Source organism: Priestia endophytica DSM 13796 (assembly GCF_900115845.1).
Lineage (GTDB): Bacteria > Bacillota > Bacilli > Bacillales > Bacillaceae_H > Bacillus_I > Bacillus_I endophytica.
This window is the reverse complement of the sequence record NZ_FOXX01000003.1, coordinates 226191-241339: the sequence shown is the minus strand read 5'-3', so window position 1 is coordinate 241339 and position 15149 is coordinate 226191. Positions and strand designations below refer to the sequence as shown.

At 37.7% G+C, this 15149-nt stretch carries 12 protein-coding genes; 11 read left to right on the top strand and 1 reads right to left on the bottom strand.

Features of this window, described 5'->3' with window-relative positions; translation table 11 throughout:
* Positions 1-27 precede the first annotated feature (27 nt).
* Entirely contained in the window at positions 28-1191 is a 1164-nt protein-coding gene (purT, locus tag BM012_RS08025) for a phosphoribosylglycinamide formyltransferase 2 (RefSeq protein ID WP_061805129.1), read from the bottom strand.
* Positions 1192-1428: 237 nt separating this feature from the next.
* Between purT and BM012_RS08020 the strand changes: the two genes are divergently transcribed.
* The 11 genes from BM012_RS08020 (at position 1429) to BM012_RS07970 (ending at position 15114) form a co-directional block, all read left to right on the top strand.
* A complete protein-coding gene (locus BM012_RS08020) occupies positions 1429-2847 on the top strand; it encodes a spore germination protein (RefSeq protein ID WP_061805233.1) in 1419 nt (472 codons plus the stop codon).
* Positions 2848-2898: 51 nt separating this feature from the next.
* Entirely contained in the window at positions 2899-3993 is a 1095-nt protein-coding gene (locus BM012_RS08015) for a GerAB/ArcD/ProY family transporter (protein WP_061805130.1), read from the top strand.
* Positions 3990-5096 (top strand): Ger(x)C family spore germination protein, encoded by a 1107-nt coding sequence (locus BM012_RS08010; RefSeq protein WP_061805131.1) that lies wholly within the window; start codon positions 3990-3992, stop codon positions 5094-5096. Before BM012_RS08015 ends, BM012_RS08010 begins: the two co-directional genes overlap by 4 nt.
* Before the next feature lie 134 nt (positions 5097-5230).
* A complete protein-coding gene (locus tag BM012_RS08005; protein ID WP_061805132.1) occupies positions 5231-6295 on the top strand; it encodes a sensor histidine kinase in 1065 nt (354 codons plus the stop codon).
* The gene (locus BM012_RS08000) at positions 6292-6864 is read left to right on the top strand and encodes an ANTAR domain-containing response regulator (RefSeq protein ID WP_061805133.1); all 573 of its coding nucleotides are present in this window, start codon (positions 6292-6294) and stop codon (positions 6862-6864) included. The genes BM012_RS08005 and BM012_RS08000 overlap by 4 nt, the downstream gene beginning before the upstream one ends.
* A gap of 75 nt (positions 6865-6939) precedes the next feature.
* The gene (locus tag BM012_RS07995) at positions 6940-8385 is read left to right on the top strand and encodes an ethanolamine ammonia-lyase reactivating factor EutA (RefSeq protein ID WP_061805134.1); all 1446 of its coding nucleotides are present in this window, start codon (positions 6940-6942) and stop codon (positions 8383-8385) included.
* A gap of 14 nt (positions 8386-8399) precedes the next feature.
* Positions 8400-9761: an ethanolamine ammonia-lyase subunit EutB gene (locus tag BM012_RS07990; protein ID WP_061805135.1), complete on the top strand. Its 1362-nt coding sequence runs from the start codon at positions 8400-8402 to the stop codon at positions 9759-9761.
* Positions 9762-9775: 14 nt separating this feature from the next.
* Positions 9776-10483: an ethanolamine ammonia-lyase subunit EutC gene (gene eutC, locus BM012_RS07985; protein ID WP_061805136.1), complete on the top strand. Its 708-nt coding sequence runs from the start codon at positions 9776-9778 to the stop codon at positions 10481-10483.
* A 17-nt stretch (positions 10484-10500) separates the two neighbouring features.
* Positions 10501-11739 carry an ethanolamine utilization protein EutH gene (eutH, locus tag BM012_RS07980; RefSeq protein ID WP_061805137.1) on the top strand — a complete coding sequence of 413 codons (1239 nt, stop codon included), beginning with the start codon at positions 10501-10503 and terminating at the stop codon, positions 11737-11739.
* A 102-nt stretch (positions 11740-11841) separates the two neighbouring features.
* Positions 11842-12783, top strand: a complete 942-nt coding sequence (locus BM012_RS07975) for an agmatinase family protein (RefSeq protein ID WP_061805138.1) — start codon at positions 11842-11844, stop codon at positions 12781-12783.
* 213 nt (positions 12784-12996) lie between these two features.
* Positions 12997-15114, top strand: a complete 2118-nt coding sequence (locus BM012_RS07970; protein WP_061805139.1) for an ArnT family glycosyltransferase — start codon at positions 12997-12999, stop codon at positions 15112-15114.
* The last annotated feature ends 35 nt before the right edge of the window (positions 15115-15149 follow it).

Here is a 15149-nt window from a genome sequence, read left to right as displayed (position 1 = left end):
ATGATGAAAAGGGAGTGTATATGGTGATTAATCCAAACTATTAATATGTAAAAAATCGTGAGCTGTTTTAGCTGTTTCACGAGCTTTTTCTACGCTTTCAGCACCGCACAGGGCAACAGCTAAACGTCTCCCTACAGTAGCATTTGGCTTCCCAAAAACACGTACTTCTGTATGTGGAAGAGCAAGTGCATCCTCCAATCCTCTCATTTCATATTCTTTCGTTTCTTGCGATGATTTCAATGGTCGGCTTGCGCCATGTGTGCTGAGTTTGATTTCAGGAATAGGAAAACCTAACAGGGCGCGCACGTGTAAAGCAAATTCTGACAGTTTTTGAGTTGCAAGTGTTACAAGACCTGTATCATGAGGACGAGGGGAAACTTCGCTAAAATAAACACGATCTCCTGCTAGGAAAAGCTCAACTCCAAAAAGCCCATATCCCCCTAATCCGTCCGTTACTTCCTTTGCAATTCTTTCTGCTTCTTTAAGCTGTTTTTCTGTCATATAGTGTGGCTGCCATGATTCAATATAGTCTCCGTTCTCTTGTTTATGGCCAATTGGAGCGCAAAATTTAGTTCCATTCACAGCTCTCACTGTAAGAAGGGTAATTTCAGAGTCAAAAGAAATAAATTCTTCAATAATAACGCGCGTGCTTTTTACACGTCCGCCTTCTAAAGCTATGTTCCAGCATGATGTTAAATCTTCTTCACTACGACAAATACTTTGTCCTTTTCCAGAAGAACTCATAAGTGGCTTAATGACACAAGGGTAGCCTATTTGTGATACAGCTTCAGTAAATTCTTCATATGTATTTGCAAACTGATAGTGAGCTGTGGGGATGTTCAGTTCTTCAGAAGCAAACCGGCGAATTCCTTCTCGATCCATCGTTAGTTTAGTTGCTTTTGCATTTGGAACAACGTTAAATCCTTCCTTCTCAAGACCAACAAGTTCATCTGTTGCGATGGCTTCAATTTCCGGAACGATAAAGTCCGGCTGTTCTTTTTGTATGATGTCACGGAGGGCGTGTGAGTCTAACATATCAATTACATAATGTTTATGAGCAACATGCATTGCTGGAGCATGTTCATAGCGATCAACAGCAACTGTTTCAATACCAAAACGCTGGGCTTCAATCATTATCTCTTTTCCAAGTTCACCTGCACCTAATAAAAGCATTTTCTTTCCGCTAAACATAATAAAACTCCTCCTTGTCTAAAAACAAATTATGAATCTTGAATATTGTTTAAAGTTCGGTTTTTAAGTTTATTTAATTCATCAATAAGATTAATTTCTTTTATTAACCTTATTTTAACGTACATTTTATTTTTGCGAAAGAGTAATGTTCAGACTCTTTATCAGACTTAGCAAAACGTATAATATTTACCTTTTGTGACAAAATAAAAGCGATATTGGGAAGAGTTGGTGATGATAATGAGTGATATATCTTCGTTAAGCACTGGATTAGAAAGGAATTTAGCATATCTTACGCCTTTATTAAAAGACCAGGCAGACATGTCGCGGAAAGATATTTATATAAAAAAACATGATAGAGCATGTACCATTTTATATTTGCAAAATACGTTAAATAGTGAAGCGCTTGAAAAGCTCATCGATTCATTAACTTCAATTGATTACTTAACAGAATTCGAATATCCATTTAAAGAAATTTTATTTTCTAGGATTGGACTTCTTAAGCAAACAGAGCTTTCTTCGTATGAAGCAATATTAGAAGCTATTTTCAATGGAATGTCTGTCTTGCTTGTGGATGGAATGAATATAGCTTTTTCGTTAAATACAATAATGCCTAAAATGAGAGCATTTGCTGAACCAACAACAGAACGCGTTGTCCGCGGTCCAAAGCTTTCCTTTATTGAAAATACGGATGAAAATATCGGGCTTATTCGTCAGTTTATGAAGGATCAAAATTTGATGATTGAGCAAGGTGAAGTTGGTTTGCACGGAAAAGTAAAGATCACCAAACTTTACATTAAAGGTACAGCTGATGAAAAGCTGCTTCAGATAGTAGAAGAAAAGCTTTCGAAAGTTCAGGAGAGAGATATTGAAGATTCGGGTATGCTTGGTGAACTTCTCGAAGAAGTACCGTTTTCTCCCTTTCAACAAATTCAAAATACAGAGCGGATGGACATTGCCTTAGCAGCTTTAAAAGATGGAAGAGTGATCATTATGGTCGATGGATCACCATTTGTTCTTGTTGTTCCCACGACAATTAACATGTTGTTAAAGTCTCCTGATGACTACTATGAGCGGTGGATTGCGGGAACGTTTTTGCGCATACTTCGGTATGTATCTTTATTTATCACGCTTTTTTTATCTTCGATTTATATTTCGCTTGTTTCATTTAATCAAGGATTGTTGCCAACTGAACTAGCGTTGACAATTGCACAAACCCGTGAAAATGTGCCATTTCCACCTTTTATTGAAGCAATTATTATGGAAATGACGATTGAATTATTGAGAGAAGCTGGAATACGACTTCCAACCCCGCTTGGTCAAACAATTGGGTTAGTTGGAGGGGTTGTTATTGGGCAAGCGGCCGTACAGGCTAATCTTGTAAGTTCAATTATGGTCATTATTGTTTCCATCACAGCAATCACTTCATTTATTGTGCCTCAGTACGGGTTTGGTCTTGCATTCCGGGTTTTACGTTTTGGAGCAATGATTAGTGCAGCGCTTTTAGGAATTTATGGAGTCACTCTTTTCTTTATTATTGTAACGATTCATATTTCAAAACTAGACAGCTTTACGATTCCATACTTTGATCCGGGGGCCTCAATTCAAAAAGGGAAGTGGAAAGATTTTATTATGAGGTTTCCATTCCCCAAAATGTAGAGCAACAGTCGGAAATTGATTAAAAAATGAGGCTTGAATGGAGGGAATCAGATGGGCCGAGATGGTGGACAGCTTACAACATTAGATTTTATAGCTTTGATTTCATCTACAATGTTAGGTGTTGGCTTATTAGTACTGCCACGAACAATTACAATTAAAGTTGGAACACCTGACGGATGGCTTGTGCTTGTCATCGACGGCCTCCTCTTTTTTGCGATCATTTATATACTCCTCCAAATCTTAAAGAAGCATAACGTGAAGAATTATTTTGATTATACACAAGAAGGATTCGGAAAAAAACTCGGAAAACTCGTTAATTTAATGATGGTTGTTTATTTTGTAGGAGTAGCAAGCTTTGAAGTCGTAGCAATGAGTGAAATGGTTCGTTTTTTCCTTTTGTCTGAGACACCTGTAGAGCTTATTATACTTACGTTTATTTTAACGTCTGCTTATTTAATTAATAGCAATCTCAAGATAATTGCAAAAGTGTGCGTTTTTTTCTTTCCAATTACAATTGCTGTTATTCTACTGATATATGCTTTTGGTCTACAAATTGTAGATGTAAAAAACATTCAACCTGTTCTTGGGCAAGGGATTATGCCAGTTGTCAAAGGAATGAATACAGTTATGCTTTCTTTCTTTGGGATTGAACTTCTGCTCATTTTAAAAGGGTTTACAAGCAAAGATACAAAGCTTGTAAAAGGTGCCTTTGTTGGTTTTGCCGTCCCGCTGTTTTTATATATTTTAACGTACGTGCTTGTTGTAGCAGGAGTCACTGTTCAAGAAGTAACAACTGTAACATGGCCAACGATTTCTTTCGTGCAATCGTTTGAAGTAAAGGGAATCTTTATTGAACGGTTAGAGTCTTTCTTACTTATAACATGGATTCTGCAATTTTTCACAACGCTTACACTTTACTATTTCTCAGCTGTCACAGGATTGCAGTCAGTCTTTCGAAATGGATATAAACCAAACATTTATATTCTTATTCCGATTATCTTTCTCTTGGCTAATTGGCCGAAAGATACTATTGAAATTTTAAAAATGAGTGATATGTTAGGATGGATTTTTCCATTTGTTCTACTAGCTATTCCCATCATAAATTTCCTGCTTGTAGCAATAAAAAGGAGAGTGAAAGCGAGATGAAAAAAATCTTAATCTTGTTTGTTCTTCTTTTTTTAGTTGGGTGTGGAGACAGTCAAAACCTTGAGGATGTTTCTTTGCTAGTTGGTTCTGGAATTGATGCAGGAAAAAAGGGAGAAGTTCATCTTACACAGCAGATTATCATTCCTTCTGGAGGGGGAGGAAGTGAGGCAACTAGGCCTTCTTATAAGAACTATTATACAAAGGGAGACACGATTCAAGAATCCATTCGGGATATTGCTCTTAAAACATCCCCAGTGATGAGCAACCACCAGCGTGTGTTGATTTTTAGTAAAAATGCTCTTGACAAACACCCTCTTGATGTGTGGATTAATGAATATATTAGAGACGACAATACAAGAAGAAGTGCGCTCGTGTTTGTGACAAGGGAATCAGCAAAAAAAATCTTGTCAACAGGATCAAAAGAAGACATTCCATCTAATAAAATCTTTGAAATTGCAAATAACAAAAGATCTTCTAATAAAATATTAGAACCGATTACACTTGGACAAGTATCAGCAAAGCTTCAGTCAGACGGAAGTTTTGCCGTACAAGATCTTAAAATTAAAGATGGGGAGCTAAGTCTTGATGGAGTAGAAGTCATTGATGATGGAAAACCCATCGGACATATGACACCAAAGGATGTGAGCCATTTAAATTGGCTTATTGGCGATGTTCAAGGTGGAGTCGTTCCGGCAACATATAAAGGAGAACCCATTTCCTTTGAAATTTTTCATATGGTGAGAAAAGAGATTAAGACCAAAATTAAAAATGGAAAACTTCACTTCGACATTTCATTAGAATGTAAGGGTCGAATTTCGGAGAACTGGTATAGAAAAGAAAACTCCTTTAAAAAACAAGATCTCGAGGAAATGGAGAGAGCAATAGAAAAACAAGTAAAAAAAGATGTAGAAGACATTATTCATAAGCTCCAAACAAAATATAAAACAGGTGTTGCGGGTCTTTATCAATATGTCCAAATTCAGCACCCAAAATATTGGAAAAAACATAGTAAAGAGTGGGGAAAAGAGTTTAGCGAAGCTGAATTTAATTATGATGTAAACATTGAAGTTATCGATTTTGGAACAAAAGGATCAACGTCATAAGAGATGTCAAAAGAAAGAGAAATTGGACGAAAGATGTTATATTGTTAGAAGTTTTGACATTAAAATTGAGCATTTCTTTTCATATGGTATAGTAATGATATAAAAGGTAGAATATTTTGAAAAAGAGGAGAAAAATGAACACACTTTCTTGCTTAGAAGACCTCCATCATCTATCTTTATCTCAGAAAGAAAGAATCATGGAAGTTGCACATACTCTCCAACTTACAGCAGATATTGCAAAGTCAGATATGTTTATTGATTGTTCGCTTTCTGAAGATAAAGCAATGATTGTTGCACAAGCTCAGCCTGCAACAGTTTCTTCTTTATATAAAAGAAATATTATAGGAGAAACAGCAACAGAACAAAATGAACCAGGGGTGTTTTTTAGCTTAAGAACGGGTAATCCCATTACGAACTCACGCGGTATCACCCAAGAATGTGTTATCGTTCAGCAAGATATCGTACCTATTTTTGATAACAAAGGAACTACTATTGGGGTGCTCATAAGAGAGCGAGATATTTCAGAAGAAATGATGACTAATAAACGGGTTGAAGAGCTGTTAGTTCCAAAAGAGAATGTAGACAGAGAAGGAACGGTAAAATCTCTTATTCAAAAAGAAATTCATCACCGGGTTAAAAACAACCTGCAGATTATTTCAAGCTTGCTTAGATTGCAAACACGCCGAGTTCATTCTGAAGTATCGGATATCTTGCAAGATAGTGTAGCAAGGATTGAGACGATTTCAATTATACATGATTACTTAGCGCAAGGTGGAATAGAAGCCGTAAACATTGTGCTTGTAATGGAGCGAGCCGCTGATATGCTTCTAAGCCTAGCCTATGTGTCAGAAAAAGAAATCTCTCTTTTCGTTAAAGGGGAGCCTACTTTTTTACCATCTAATCAAGCAACATTTGTTTTACTTATTGTGAATGAACTTGTTCAAAATTGTCTCAAACATGCTTTTGAACAACGAAAGAGTGGAAAAATCAGTATTACAGTCATCTGCCGTAAACAAATAGCAAACATTACGGTTGAAGATAATGGTAGAGGAATAATTGAGGATAAGCCGTCCTCGCTTGGACTGCAGCTTGTACATACGTTGGCAGCAGAGCTGAACGGCATTCTATCCACTTTTTCATCAGAAGACGGAACAAAAATGACGCTCACATTTCCTATAGCAAAAGCGGTGATGTTATGAAAGACCGAGTGATGGTTGTAGATGATGAACCTATTACACGCTTGGATATAAAAGAAATGCTTGAAGAGCGCGGTTATAACTTGGTTGGAGAAGCTAAAAACGGTGAAGAGGCCATTGAAAAAGCTAAACATCTTGCTCCAAATCTTATCATTATGGACATAAAGATGCCTATTTTAGATGGTATAAAGGCTTCTTCTATTATAAAGAAACAATCGGATTGTGCAATTTTACTTTTAACAGCTTACAGCGATCAAGAATTAACAGTAAAGGCTAAAAAAGCAGGAGTGACAGGATACCTTGTTAAACCTGTGAAAGAAAGAGAGCTTATTCCAGCTGTTGAAATTGCTTTAAGTCAACGGGAGAAAGAGCTAGAGCTCTCTAGAAAAGTTGCTCTTTTAGAAGAAAAAATAGAACATCGTAAAAAAATTGAAAAAGCAAAAGGAATTCTAATGAAAGTAAAAGGATATTCAGAGGAAGAGGCATACCGAAAAATCCAAAAAAAGAGTATGGAAACTCACGTATCAATGGTGAAAATAGCGGAACACGTTATGGCAAAAGTGAATAAATAAAAGCAATGGCGCTTTGAAGATCCTCTACATGTTGTAGGGATTCTTCAAAGCGCTTTTTCGTTAGGAGGAGGAGCTTTGAGCGAGTATTGGATAAAAAGTATAGGAATTGACATTGGCACAAGCACAACAAAAGTCATTTTAAGCAGGCTTCTTATTAATGAAAGGAAGGATGGTTTTAGCCTTCCTGTTTGCCACATTATTGATCGAGAGGTGACCTATACAGGTTCTTTATATGAAACACCTTTAGAAACCGAAGATATGATTCATATTGAAAAGCTAAAGAGTCTTCTTTCAAAAGAGTATCAAAAAGCTAACGTTAACTTAAAAGACATTAAAGGAGGAGCTGTCATTATTACAGGGGAAACAGCTCGAAAAGAAAACGCTGAAAGTATTATTCACTACTTGGCGGATAAAGCAGGAGATTTTGTTGTTGCAACAGCAGGAGATAGCCTAGAAGGTATTCTAGCTGGAAAAGGATCAGGAGCTATGAAACGTTCAGAAGAGATAAATGGAACAGTTGCAAATGTTGATATTGGGGGCGGAACCGCAAATGTAGCTTTTTTCCAAGATGGAAAAGCTGTAACTTCTCTTACTTTCCATGTTGGGGGACGCCTTGTTCGTTTAACAGAAGATGGAGAAGTGCAGTATATAGCACCATCGCTCTTTAAATGGCTTTCTTATCAATCTATTAACCTAAAAAAAGGAGACATTTTATCATACAAGCAAGCTCAAAACCTATGTCAAAAAATGAGCGAAGACTTGTTTTCTTACTTATTAAGGAACGACAAACAAGGTGGAAAGCTTTTGCTGACAGGTGCACATAATGAAGTGCTTCCTAAGCCTGATGAAATGATGATTTCTGGGGGAGTTGGGGCAATGATGAATGATGCACAAATTCATACAATGAAAGAGGCAGCGAGATATGGAGATATTGGTCCGCTCTTAGCGTCTGTAATTCCTACTGCTTTTCCCTTATCAAGTGTGCGTATTAAAAAAGCAGTTGAGACAAATAGAGCAACGGTGATTGGGGCTGGTATGCAAAGTATGGAAGTAAGTGGAGCAACTGTTCATGTACAAAAAGAACTTTTACCAATCAGAAATATACCGCTTTTAAAAGTGAAAACAAGTAAAAAAGGAGAGTGGAGTTCTCTCGAGTTCTTGAGGAGATTGAGAGAAAAAATAGAGCATGCAAAAGAAGTGTTTGATACAAAACAAAATCCACCGTTTGCCTTAACGCTCCTTGATATGCCTTATTGTTCGTACGTGATTCTACAGGAAATTGCCCAAGCTATTCATGAAGAAATGAAAAAAGAGTTTCAAAAGGAAAATATTGTCGTCATTTGTGAAGACGATGTAGCAAAAGCGCTCGGGCAAGCCCTCAAAAAACGGTGTGCTGAGGATGTGAATATTGTTTGTATTGATGGCGTGCAGGTTGCTGATGGAGATTATATAGATCTTGGGATGCCTATTGGAGGAGAAGCCATTTCGGTTTCTGTTAAAACACTTGCATTTCATCAATAGAAGGAGGAAAACGAATGAACAAAAAAACAACTATTCTCGGACAAACGTACTCTTTTAAAAGTTTAAAAGAAATTATGGCAAAAGCAAATGAAGAAAAATCAGGAGATGATCTTGCTCGTGTTAGTGCTGAAAATATGAAAGAAAGAATGGCAGCTAAAACCGTACTGTCAAACATTACACTTGCAGATTTTCGCAACTATCCGCTTCTTGAGGATGAAGTAGCTAGAGTGATTGAAGAAAGCGTTGAAGAGAATGTATACAGAGAAATAAGAACATGGACTGTTGCCGATTTAAGGGAGTATATCTTACATGACGAAACAACAGGAGAGCATTTATTAACCATTTCAAAAGGGTTAACAAGTGACATGATTGCAGCAGTAGCAAAGCTGATGTCTAATTTAGACTTAATTCAAGCAGCCGCTAAAATTCAAGTTATTACCCATTGTCAAACAAAAATTGGACAGCCAAAAACTCTTGCTTCCCGCGTTCAACCTAATCATCCGTCAGATCGATTGCAAGGAATGCGCGCCTCTTTATATGAGGGGTTAAGCTATGGAATTGGAGATGCAGTAATCGGGATTAATCCTGTTATTGATACGACAAACAATATTTATGACCTTCTCTTGGAAACAAAAAATATTATAACGGAATTTTCCGTTCCAACTCAAAACTGTGTTCTTTCCCATGTTACAAGCCAGATGAGGGCAATTGAAAAAGGAGCCCCTGCTGATCTTATTTTCCAATCACTCGCAGGTACAGAGGAAGGAAATCAGTCATTTGGTATATCCATTTCTCTGCTTGATGAAGCGCACCATCTGATGCAAGAAAAAGGCACAGCACTTGGACCAAACAGATGGTATTTAGAAACAGGGCAAGGATCTGAACTTTCCTCAAACAGCCATTATGATATTGATCAACTAACTTTAGAAGCACGCTGCTATGGCCTTGCTAAACGTTATAATCCTTTTATTGTGAACACGGTTGTTGGATTTATTGGACCAGAGTATTTGTATGATAGCAAGCAAGTGATAAGGGCAGGGCTTGAAGATCATTTTATGGGGAAAATGCATGGACTTCCTATGGGTGTTGATGTTTGTTATACAAATCATATGAAGGCAGATCAAAATGATATGGATAACTTGAGTATGCTGCTTGGCACAGCAGGTGTGAATTTTGTTATTGGTGTACCAATGGGAGATGATTGCATGTTGAACTATCAGTCATTAAGCTATCACGATATCGCGACATTGCGAAATGTACTTAATTTAGCTCCTGCTCCTGCTTTCTCAGCTTGGCTTGAACATCAAGGGATCATGGAAAACGGAAAGTTAACTAGGGTAGCAGGCGATCCTACCATTTTTATGAAAGTTAAATAGAGGAGGAAAAGAAGATGAGAGAAAAAGAAGAGAAACTTGCTCACTTAAAACAATATACACCAGCACGAATTGGAGTAGGCAGAACAGGTACAAGGCCTCTCACACAAGATTTTTTGTCATTCCGGATTGATCACGCTGCTGCGGTTGACTCTGTTTATGGAGAAGTTAGTGAAGAAACATTAGCGGAATTTAATCTCTTTTCTGTGACAACCCGTTTTCAAACAAAAGAGCGGTATTTAAAGCGCCCTGATGAAGGGAGACTTCTTTCATTAGAAGGACGCAATCTTATTAAAAAGGAGTGCATAATGCATCCTCAAGTTCAAATTGTGATAGCGGATGGATTGAGTGCAAATGCCATTGAAGAGAATATCCGAGATGTATATCCTGCCTTAATAGATTCGCTAACATCATATGAATTAACTGTTGGAACTCCTTTCTTTTTAAAGGGGGGAAGAGTTGCCTGTATGGACGATATTGGTGAAATTTTAAAACCCGAAGCTTTTATTCTTCTCATCGGAGAAAGACCTGGGCTTGTTTGTGCTCACTCACTAAGTGCTTATATGTGTTATAGACCGAGGAAGGGAACGAAAGAGTCAAACCGAATGGTCATTTCAAATATTCATCGTCAAGGTACATCGCCTGTTGAAGCGGCAGCACACATGGGTACGCTTATAGACCAAATGTTAGCCCAAAAAACGAGTGGCGTAAGTCTTGTTGTTTAAAAAAGGGGGGGATAAGAGTGGAGAAAATTGGAACATACGTTATTTATATTTTAATGATTTCTGCTATTATTGGAGGAATTGCCGCTATTAAAAATAAAGAAAGAGGAGTAGGAAAGGAATTTATGGAAGGCATTCATTCCATCGGTTATATTTTTATCCCAACTGCAGGCATTATGGCGTCTATTCCATACTTATCTCAATTTATTGAATCCGTTTTTGGTCCACTTTTTGTAAAGCTTGGAGCAGATCCATCCATTGCAGCAACATCTCTTATTGCCGTTGATATGGGCGGTTATCAGCTAGCAGAGGCATTAGCTCAAACAAAGGAAAGTTGGATCATGGCTATGATTATTGGATATATGGCAGGAGCAACCATTGTATTCTCTATTCCAACAGGTCTTGCTATGCTTCAGAAAAAAGATCACAAGTATATGGCGCTTGGGATAATGTCAGGGGTTTTAGCTATTCCGATTGGCGTGTTAGTAAGCTGTTTACTTATTGCCTTTACAAATCCAACTATTCGATCTTCCGTTTCCACAAACTCTTCGGCAGTGTATGAGCTTAGTCTCAGCCTTGGAATAATATTCATGAATCTCATTCCGTTGATTGTTTTTGTAGGTTCTCTTGCAATAGGATTGCGCTTTTTCCCAGATAAAATGATTAAAGGATTTATGATATTTGGCCGCGGTCTTGATGCTTTCTTAAAGCTTGTTCTCCTGTTCTCCATTGTTGAACACTTTACAGGAGCATTTAGCGCTCTTTTTGGAAGTTTTGGATTTAGTCCGATTGTAGCTGATGAACAAGATCAATATAGAGCACTTGAAGTAGCAGGATATATTGGGTTAATGCTAGCTGGGGCTTTTCCATTTGTATACTTAATGCAAAAGTATTTAGCCTTACCTCTTGAAAAAATAGGAAATAAATTTGGTATTAGTAAAGAAGGAAGCGCTGGTATTCTTGCAGCATCCGCGAACATTTTAGCAATGTTCCGTCTTGTAAAAGATATGCCTGCTAAAGATAAAGTAATGAACATTTCCTATGCGGTTTGTGCTGCTTTCTTATTCGGGGATCATCTTTCATTTACAGCGAATTTTCAACCTAACTTAATTTTGTATATTATGATTGGAAAATTCGTAGGAGGGGCATCAGCTCTTGTTCTTGCAAAATACCTTTCTGTTCCAAAAGCACTTGAACTTGAAGAAAAAGAGAAAAAAGAAGAGTTGGACATTGAAACTGTAAATTCAGCGGTTATATAAAGTGCTCATTTTTGAGCGCTTTTTTATTTTATAAGAGTATTTTTATTCATAAAGGGTAAGGAGACCATAAAAGAAAATAAGGAAGAGAAAGGATGATAAAGAATGAACAAAATCTATGGGAATACGCCCCCTTTTTTAGGAGCAAAAAATGTGTCGACGGGAAAAGGGATAGAAGAAACAGACGTTTTAATATATGGAGTGCCATGGGAAGGAGCTGTAACATGGGGGGACTATACAGGATGTGAACTTGGTCCAAAAGTAATTCGACTTTCTTCTGCTCGTTATAGCGGCTATTTGCCTGAATTAAATCATATTGATGTTTTCGGACATTTAAGTTTAGGAGATATGGGAGACGTTGACGTTGTTCCAGCTAGTGTAGAAGAAACAATGGAGCGGATTGAAACATTTTCTAAACGAGTATGGGAAGAGAACAAATTTCCGGTTGCATTTGGAGGAGATCATGGGATTACATATCCAATTATGAAGGCCCTAACGGAGACGCAGCAGGGAAAGAAATTTGGAATCATTCACCTTGACGCTCACTATGATAATATGGTTTCACACGAAGGAGATGAATTTGCCAGATCAACTCCTTTTGCAAGAATATATGAACTAGATGGAATCCGTAATGAAAGTATTATTCATACAGGGATTCACGGGCCGCGAAATAAACCTGAAAGTGGTCAGTATGCAAAAGAAGCAGGAGCAGAGACTGTTACAATTCGGGACATTAGAGAATGTACAAACATAAAAGAGCTTGCTGAAGACGTTTATAAAAAAGCAAGTCACAATGTTGATGGAGTGTATTTAACTATTTGTAGTGATGTTTTAGATTATGCTTTTAACCCAGGCGGTCCTGTTGATGGAAATGGGTTAACATCTTATGAACTATTAACATTAGTTCATGAATTTGCAAAAAGGGGAATTGTAGGAATGGACTTTGTTGAAGTATACCCTCAGCAAGATCCAAGTCAGTTTTCCGCCCATTTTGTCTCAACGGTTGTTCTCTACGCGCTTGCAGGAAAAATAGAAGGAGAAAGCTAAAGTTTAAGATTCTTAAACTTTAGCTTTTTATTTCTCTAAAAACTTTTTTTGACATCTTTCCGACATAATTGCTTGTTATAGTCTAAATACACTCAAGGAAACGTTAAAAACGTTGAATTGATAAAAACATGATTTAAGAGATCAAAGTTAGTAGAAGTCCGGACTCTATTAGCCTCAATAAATCATCGTTTTAAATGATAATGAGGTGAAAAAATGAAAAAGTTTATGTACAAAAGAATTGATCTTATCCTGCTAGGGATTATCCTTCTTTCTGCTTTCTTAAACATCTATAACATTTGGAAAAACGATTATGCGAATGCTTATTATACGGCAGCAGTAAAAAGCATGCTCGAAAATTTCCACAATTTCTTCTATGCTTCTTTTGATCCAGCAGGTTTTGTAACAGTTGATAAGCCGCCGCTTACATTTTGGATTCAAACATTAAGCGCTGCAATTTTTGGTTTGCACGGATGGAGTGTTATGTTACCACAAGCTTTAGCTGGAGTTGGATCTGTTGTTCTTCTATACTTCCTTCTAAAACCAACCTTTGGAATTACAGGAGCTAGAATCGCAAGTTTGACAATGGCGATCACACCAATTGTTCCTGCCATAAGTCGTTCAAACAACATTGATAGTATGCTTGTTTTTACTCTTTTAATTGGGGTATGGATGCTATTTAGAGGTGTTAGAAAAAACAAAGCTATTTGGGTAATTGGAGCTTTTGCCATGATTGGACTTGGCTTCAATATGAAAATGATGCAAGCTTTCATGGTTGCTCCTGCATTTTATCTTTTCTACATAACTGCAGCAAAGGTGAAGTGGAAAAAGAAAATCGGGATATTAGCAAGCGCAACAGCTGTTATGATGGCATTGTCTCTTTCATGGGCTGTTGTTGTTGATAGTGTCTCAGCAGGCGATCGTCCTTATATGGGCAGCAGTCAAACGAATTCTGTGTTAGAGCTTGCCTTTGGATATAATGGCGTAGCTCGTTTAACAGGTCAAGGACAAAGCACACCAGGAGGTGGTGGTGCTGATAAAGGAAATGGAAACGAGATGCAGGCTCCTCCAAATGGAATGGAACAAGGAGAAGCGCCAGAGGGGATGCCATCAGGAGCTCCACCAAATGGTCAAGGTGGACCAAATCAGGCTAATGGCGCAAATACAACAAATAGTGATGATTCATCTTCTACACAAGATAATACAAACTCAGAAACTCAGACGTCTGAAGATAATGGACAGCGTGATTTTCTAAGTAAGGGAGATCAAGGTGGACCAGGTGGTCAAAATGGGGGAGGAATGTTCAATACAGGCACTCCAGGGTTCTTCCGTTTGTTCCAAATTGGGTTAGCCGATCAAATTAGTTGGGTTCTTCCGTTTGCTCTTTTTGGATGCGTTGGTTTACTTTCAGGAATTCGTTTACGAAAACAGTGGAGTGATGAGGAAAAAGAAAGCCTATTCTGGCTTGCTTGGCTTGGTCCTGTTGGTGTCTTCTTTAGTATCGCAGGTTTCTTCCATCAATACTACCTGATCATGTTAGCTCCTCCAATTGCAGCATTTGTTGGGGCAGGATGGGTTAAACTATTTAAGCTTTATCAAACAGAAAAAGGATTTAAATCAATGTTGCTTCCTATTGCAATTCTAGCAACAACTGCTTTTGAAGTCTTTACGTTGAAGTCTTATATAGATCAAATTGGGATGGTTTGGAGTATTGGAGTAGGAGTAGCAGGGACATTGCTTTCACTAGCGCTATTCTTCTTCAAACAAAAAGAGAAACGAGCGACATATTTTGTGTCCTTAGCAGCCCTTCTTGCCATTCTTGTTATTCCTGCTTTTTGGGCAAGCACTCCTATTATATACGGAGATGGAAATAGTGTAATGCCAGCGGCTGGTCCTACAACGATGGGAAATGGAAATATGAAGATGGGTGAAGGACAAAACAGCATCAATGAAAATTTAGTTTCTTACCTTAAGAAACATAGCGATGGAGAAACTTACTTATTTGCTACATCTAATGCCTCTTCTGCTGCTCCTTACATTATTGAAGGTGAAACAGTCATGGCGATGGGTGGATTTTCAGGCTCAGATCCGATTTTAACAACAGAGAAGCTTGAAGAAATGGTTAAAAACAATGAAGTGAAATACTTTTTAATTGGTGGCGGAGGTCCTGGCGGTAGCTCAGATTTACAAACATGGATCAAAGAGCATGGAGAAGAAGTGCCACAAGAAGAATGGAACGGTACGTCGTCGAACAGTGATTCTGATAGCGATTCAAATAGTGGAATGCCTGGTAGAGGAGGTCAAAGCGAAACACTTTACAAAGTAGAGCTATAAAAGATTTAGATTTGTAAAAGGAGAAACGTTTCTCC

Bases quoted from the DNA above. Each gene is read 5' to 3' on its own strand.
- BM012_RS07970 (WP_061805139.1), top strand. From the start codon at position 12,997: ATGAAAAAGTTTATGTACAAAAGAATTGATCTTATCCTGCTAGGGATT.
- BM012_RS08010 (WP_061805131.1), top strand. From the start codon at position 3,990: ATGAAAAAAATCTTAATCTTGTTTGTTCTTCTTTTTTTAGTTGGGTGT.
- BM012_RS07975 (WP_061805138.1), top strand. From the start codon at position 11,842: ATGAACAAAATCTATGGGAATACGCCCCCTTTTTTAGGAGCAAAAAAT.
- BM012_RS08020 (WP_061805233.1), top strand. From the start codon at position 1,429: ATGAGTGATATATCTTCGTTAAGCACTGGATTAGAAAGGAATTTAGCA.
- eutC (WP_061805136.1), top strand. From the start codon at position 9,776: ATGAGAGAAAAAGAAGAGAAACTTGCTCACTTAAAACAATATACACCA.
- BM012_RS08000 (WP_061805133.1), top strand. From the start codon at position 6,292: ATGAAAGACCGAGTGATGGTTGTAGATGATGAACCTATTACACGCTTG.
- BM012_RS08015 (WP_061805130.1), top strand. From the start codon at position 2,899: ATGGGCCGAGATGGTGGACAGCTTACAACATTAGATTTTATAGCTTTG.
- purT (WP_061805129.1), bottom strand. From the start codon at position 1,191: ATGTTTAGCGGAAAGAAAATGCTTTTATTAGGTGCAGGTGAACTTGGA.
- BM012_RS08005 (WP_061805132.1), top strand. From the start codon at position 5,231: ATGAACACACTTTCTTGCTTAGAAGACCTCCATCATCTATCTTTATCT.
- BM012_RS07990 (WP_061805135.1), top strand. From the start codon at position 8,400: ATGAACAAAAAAACAACTATTCTCGGACAAACGTACTCTTTTAAAAGT.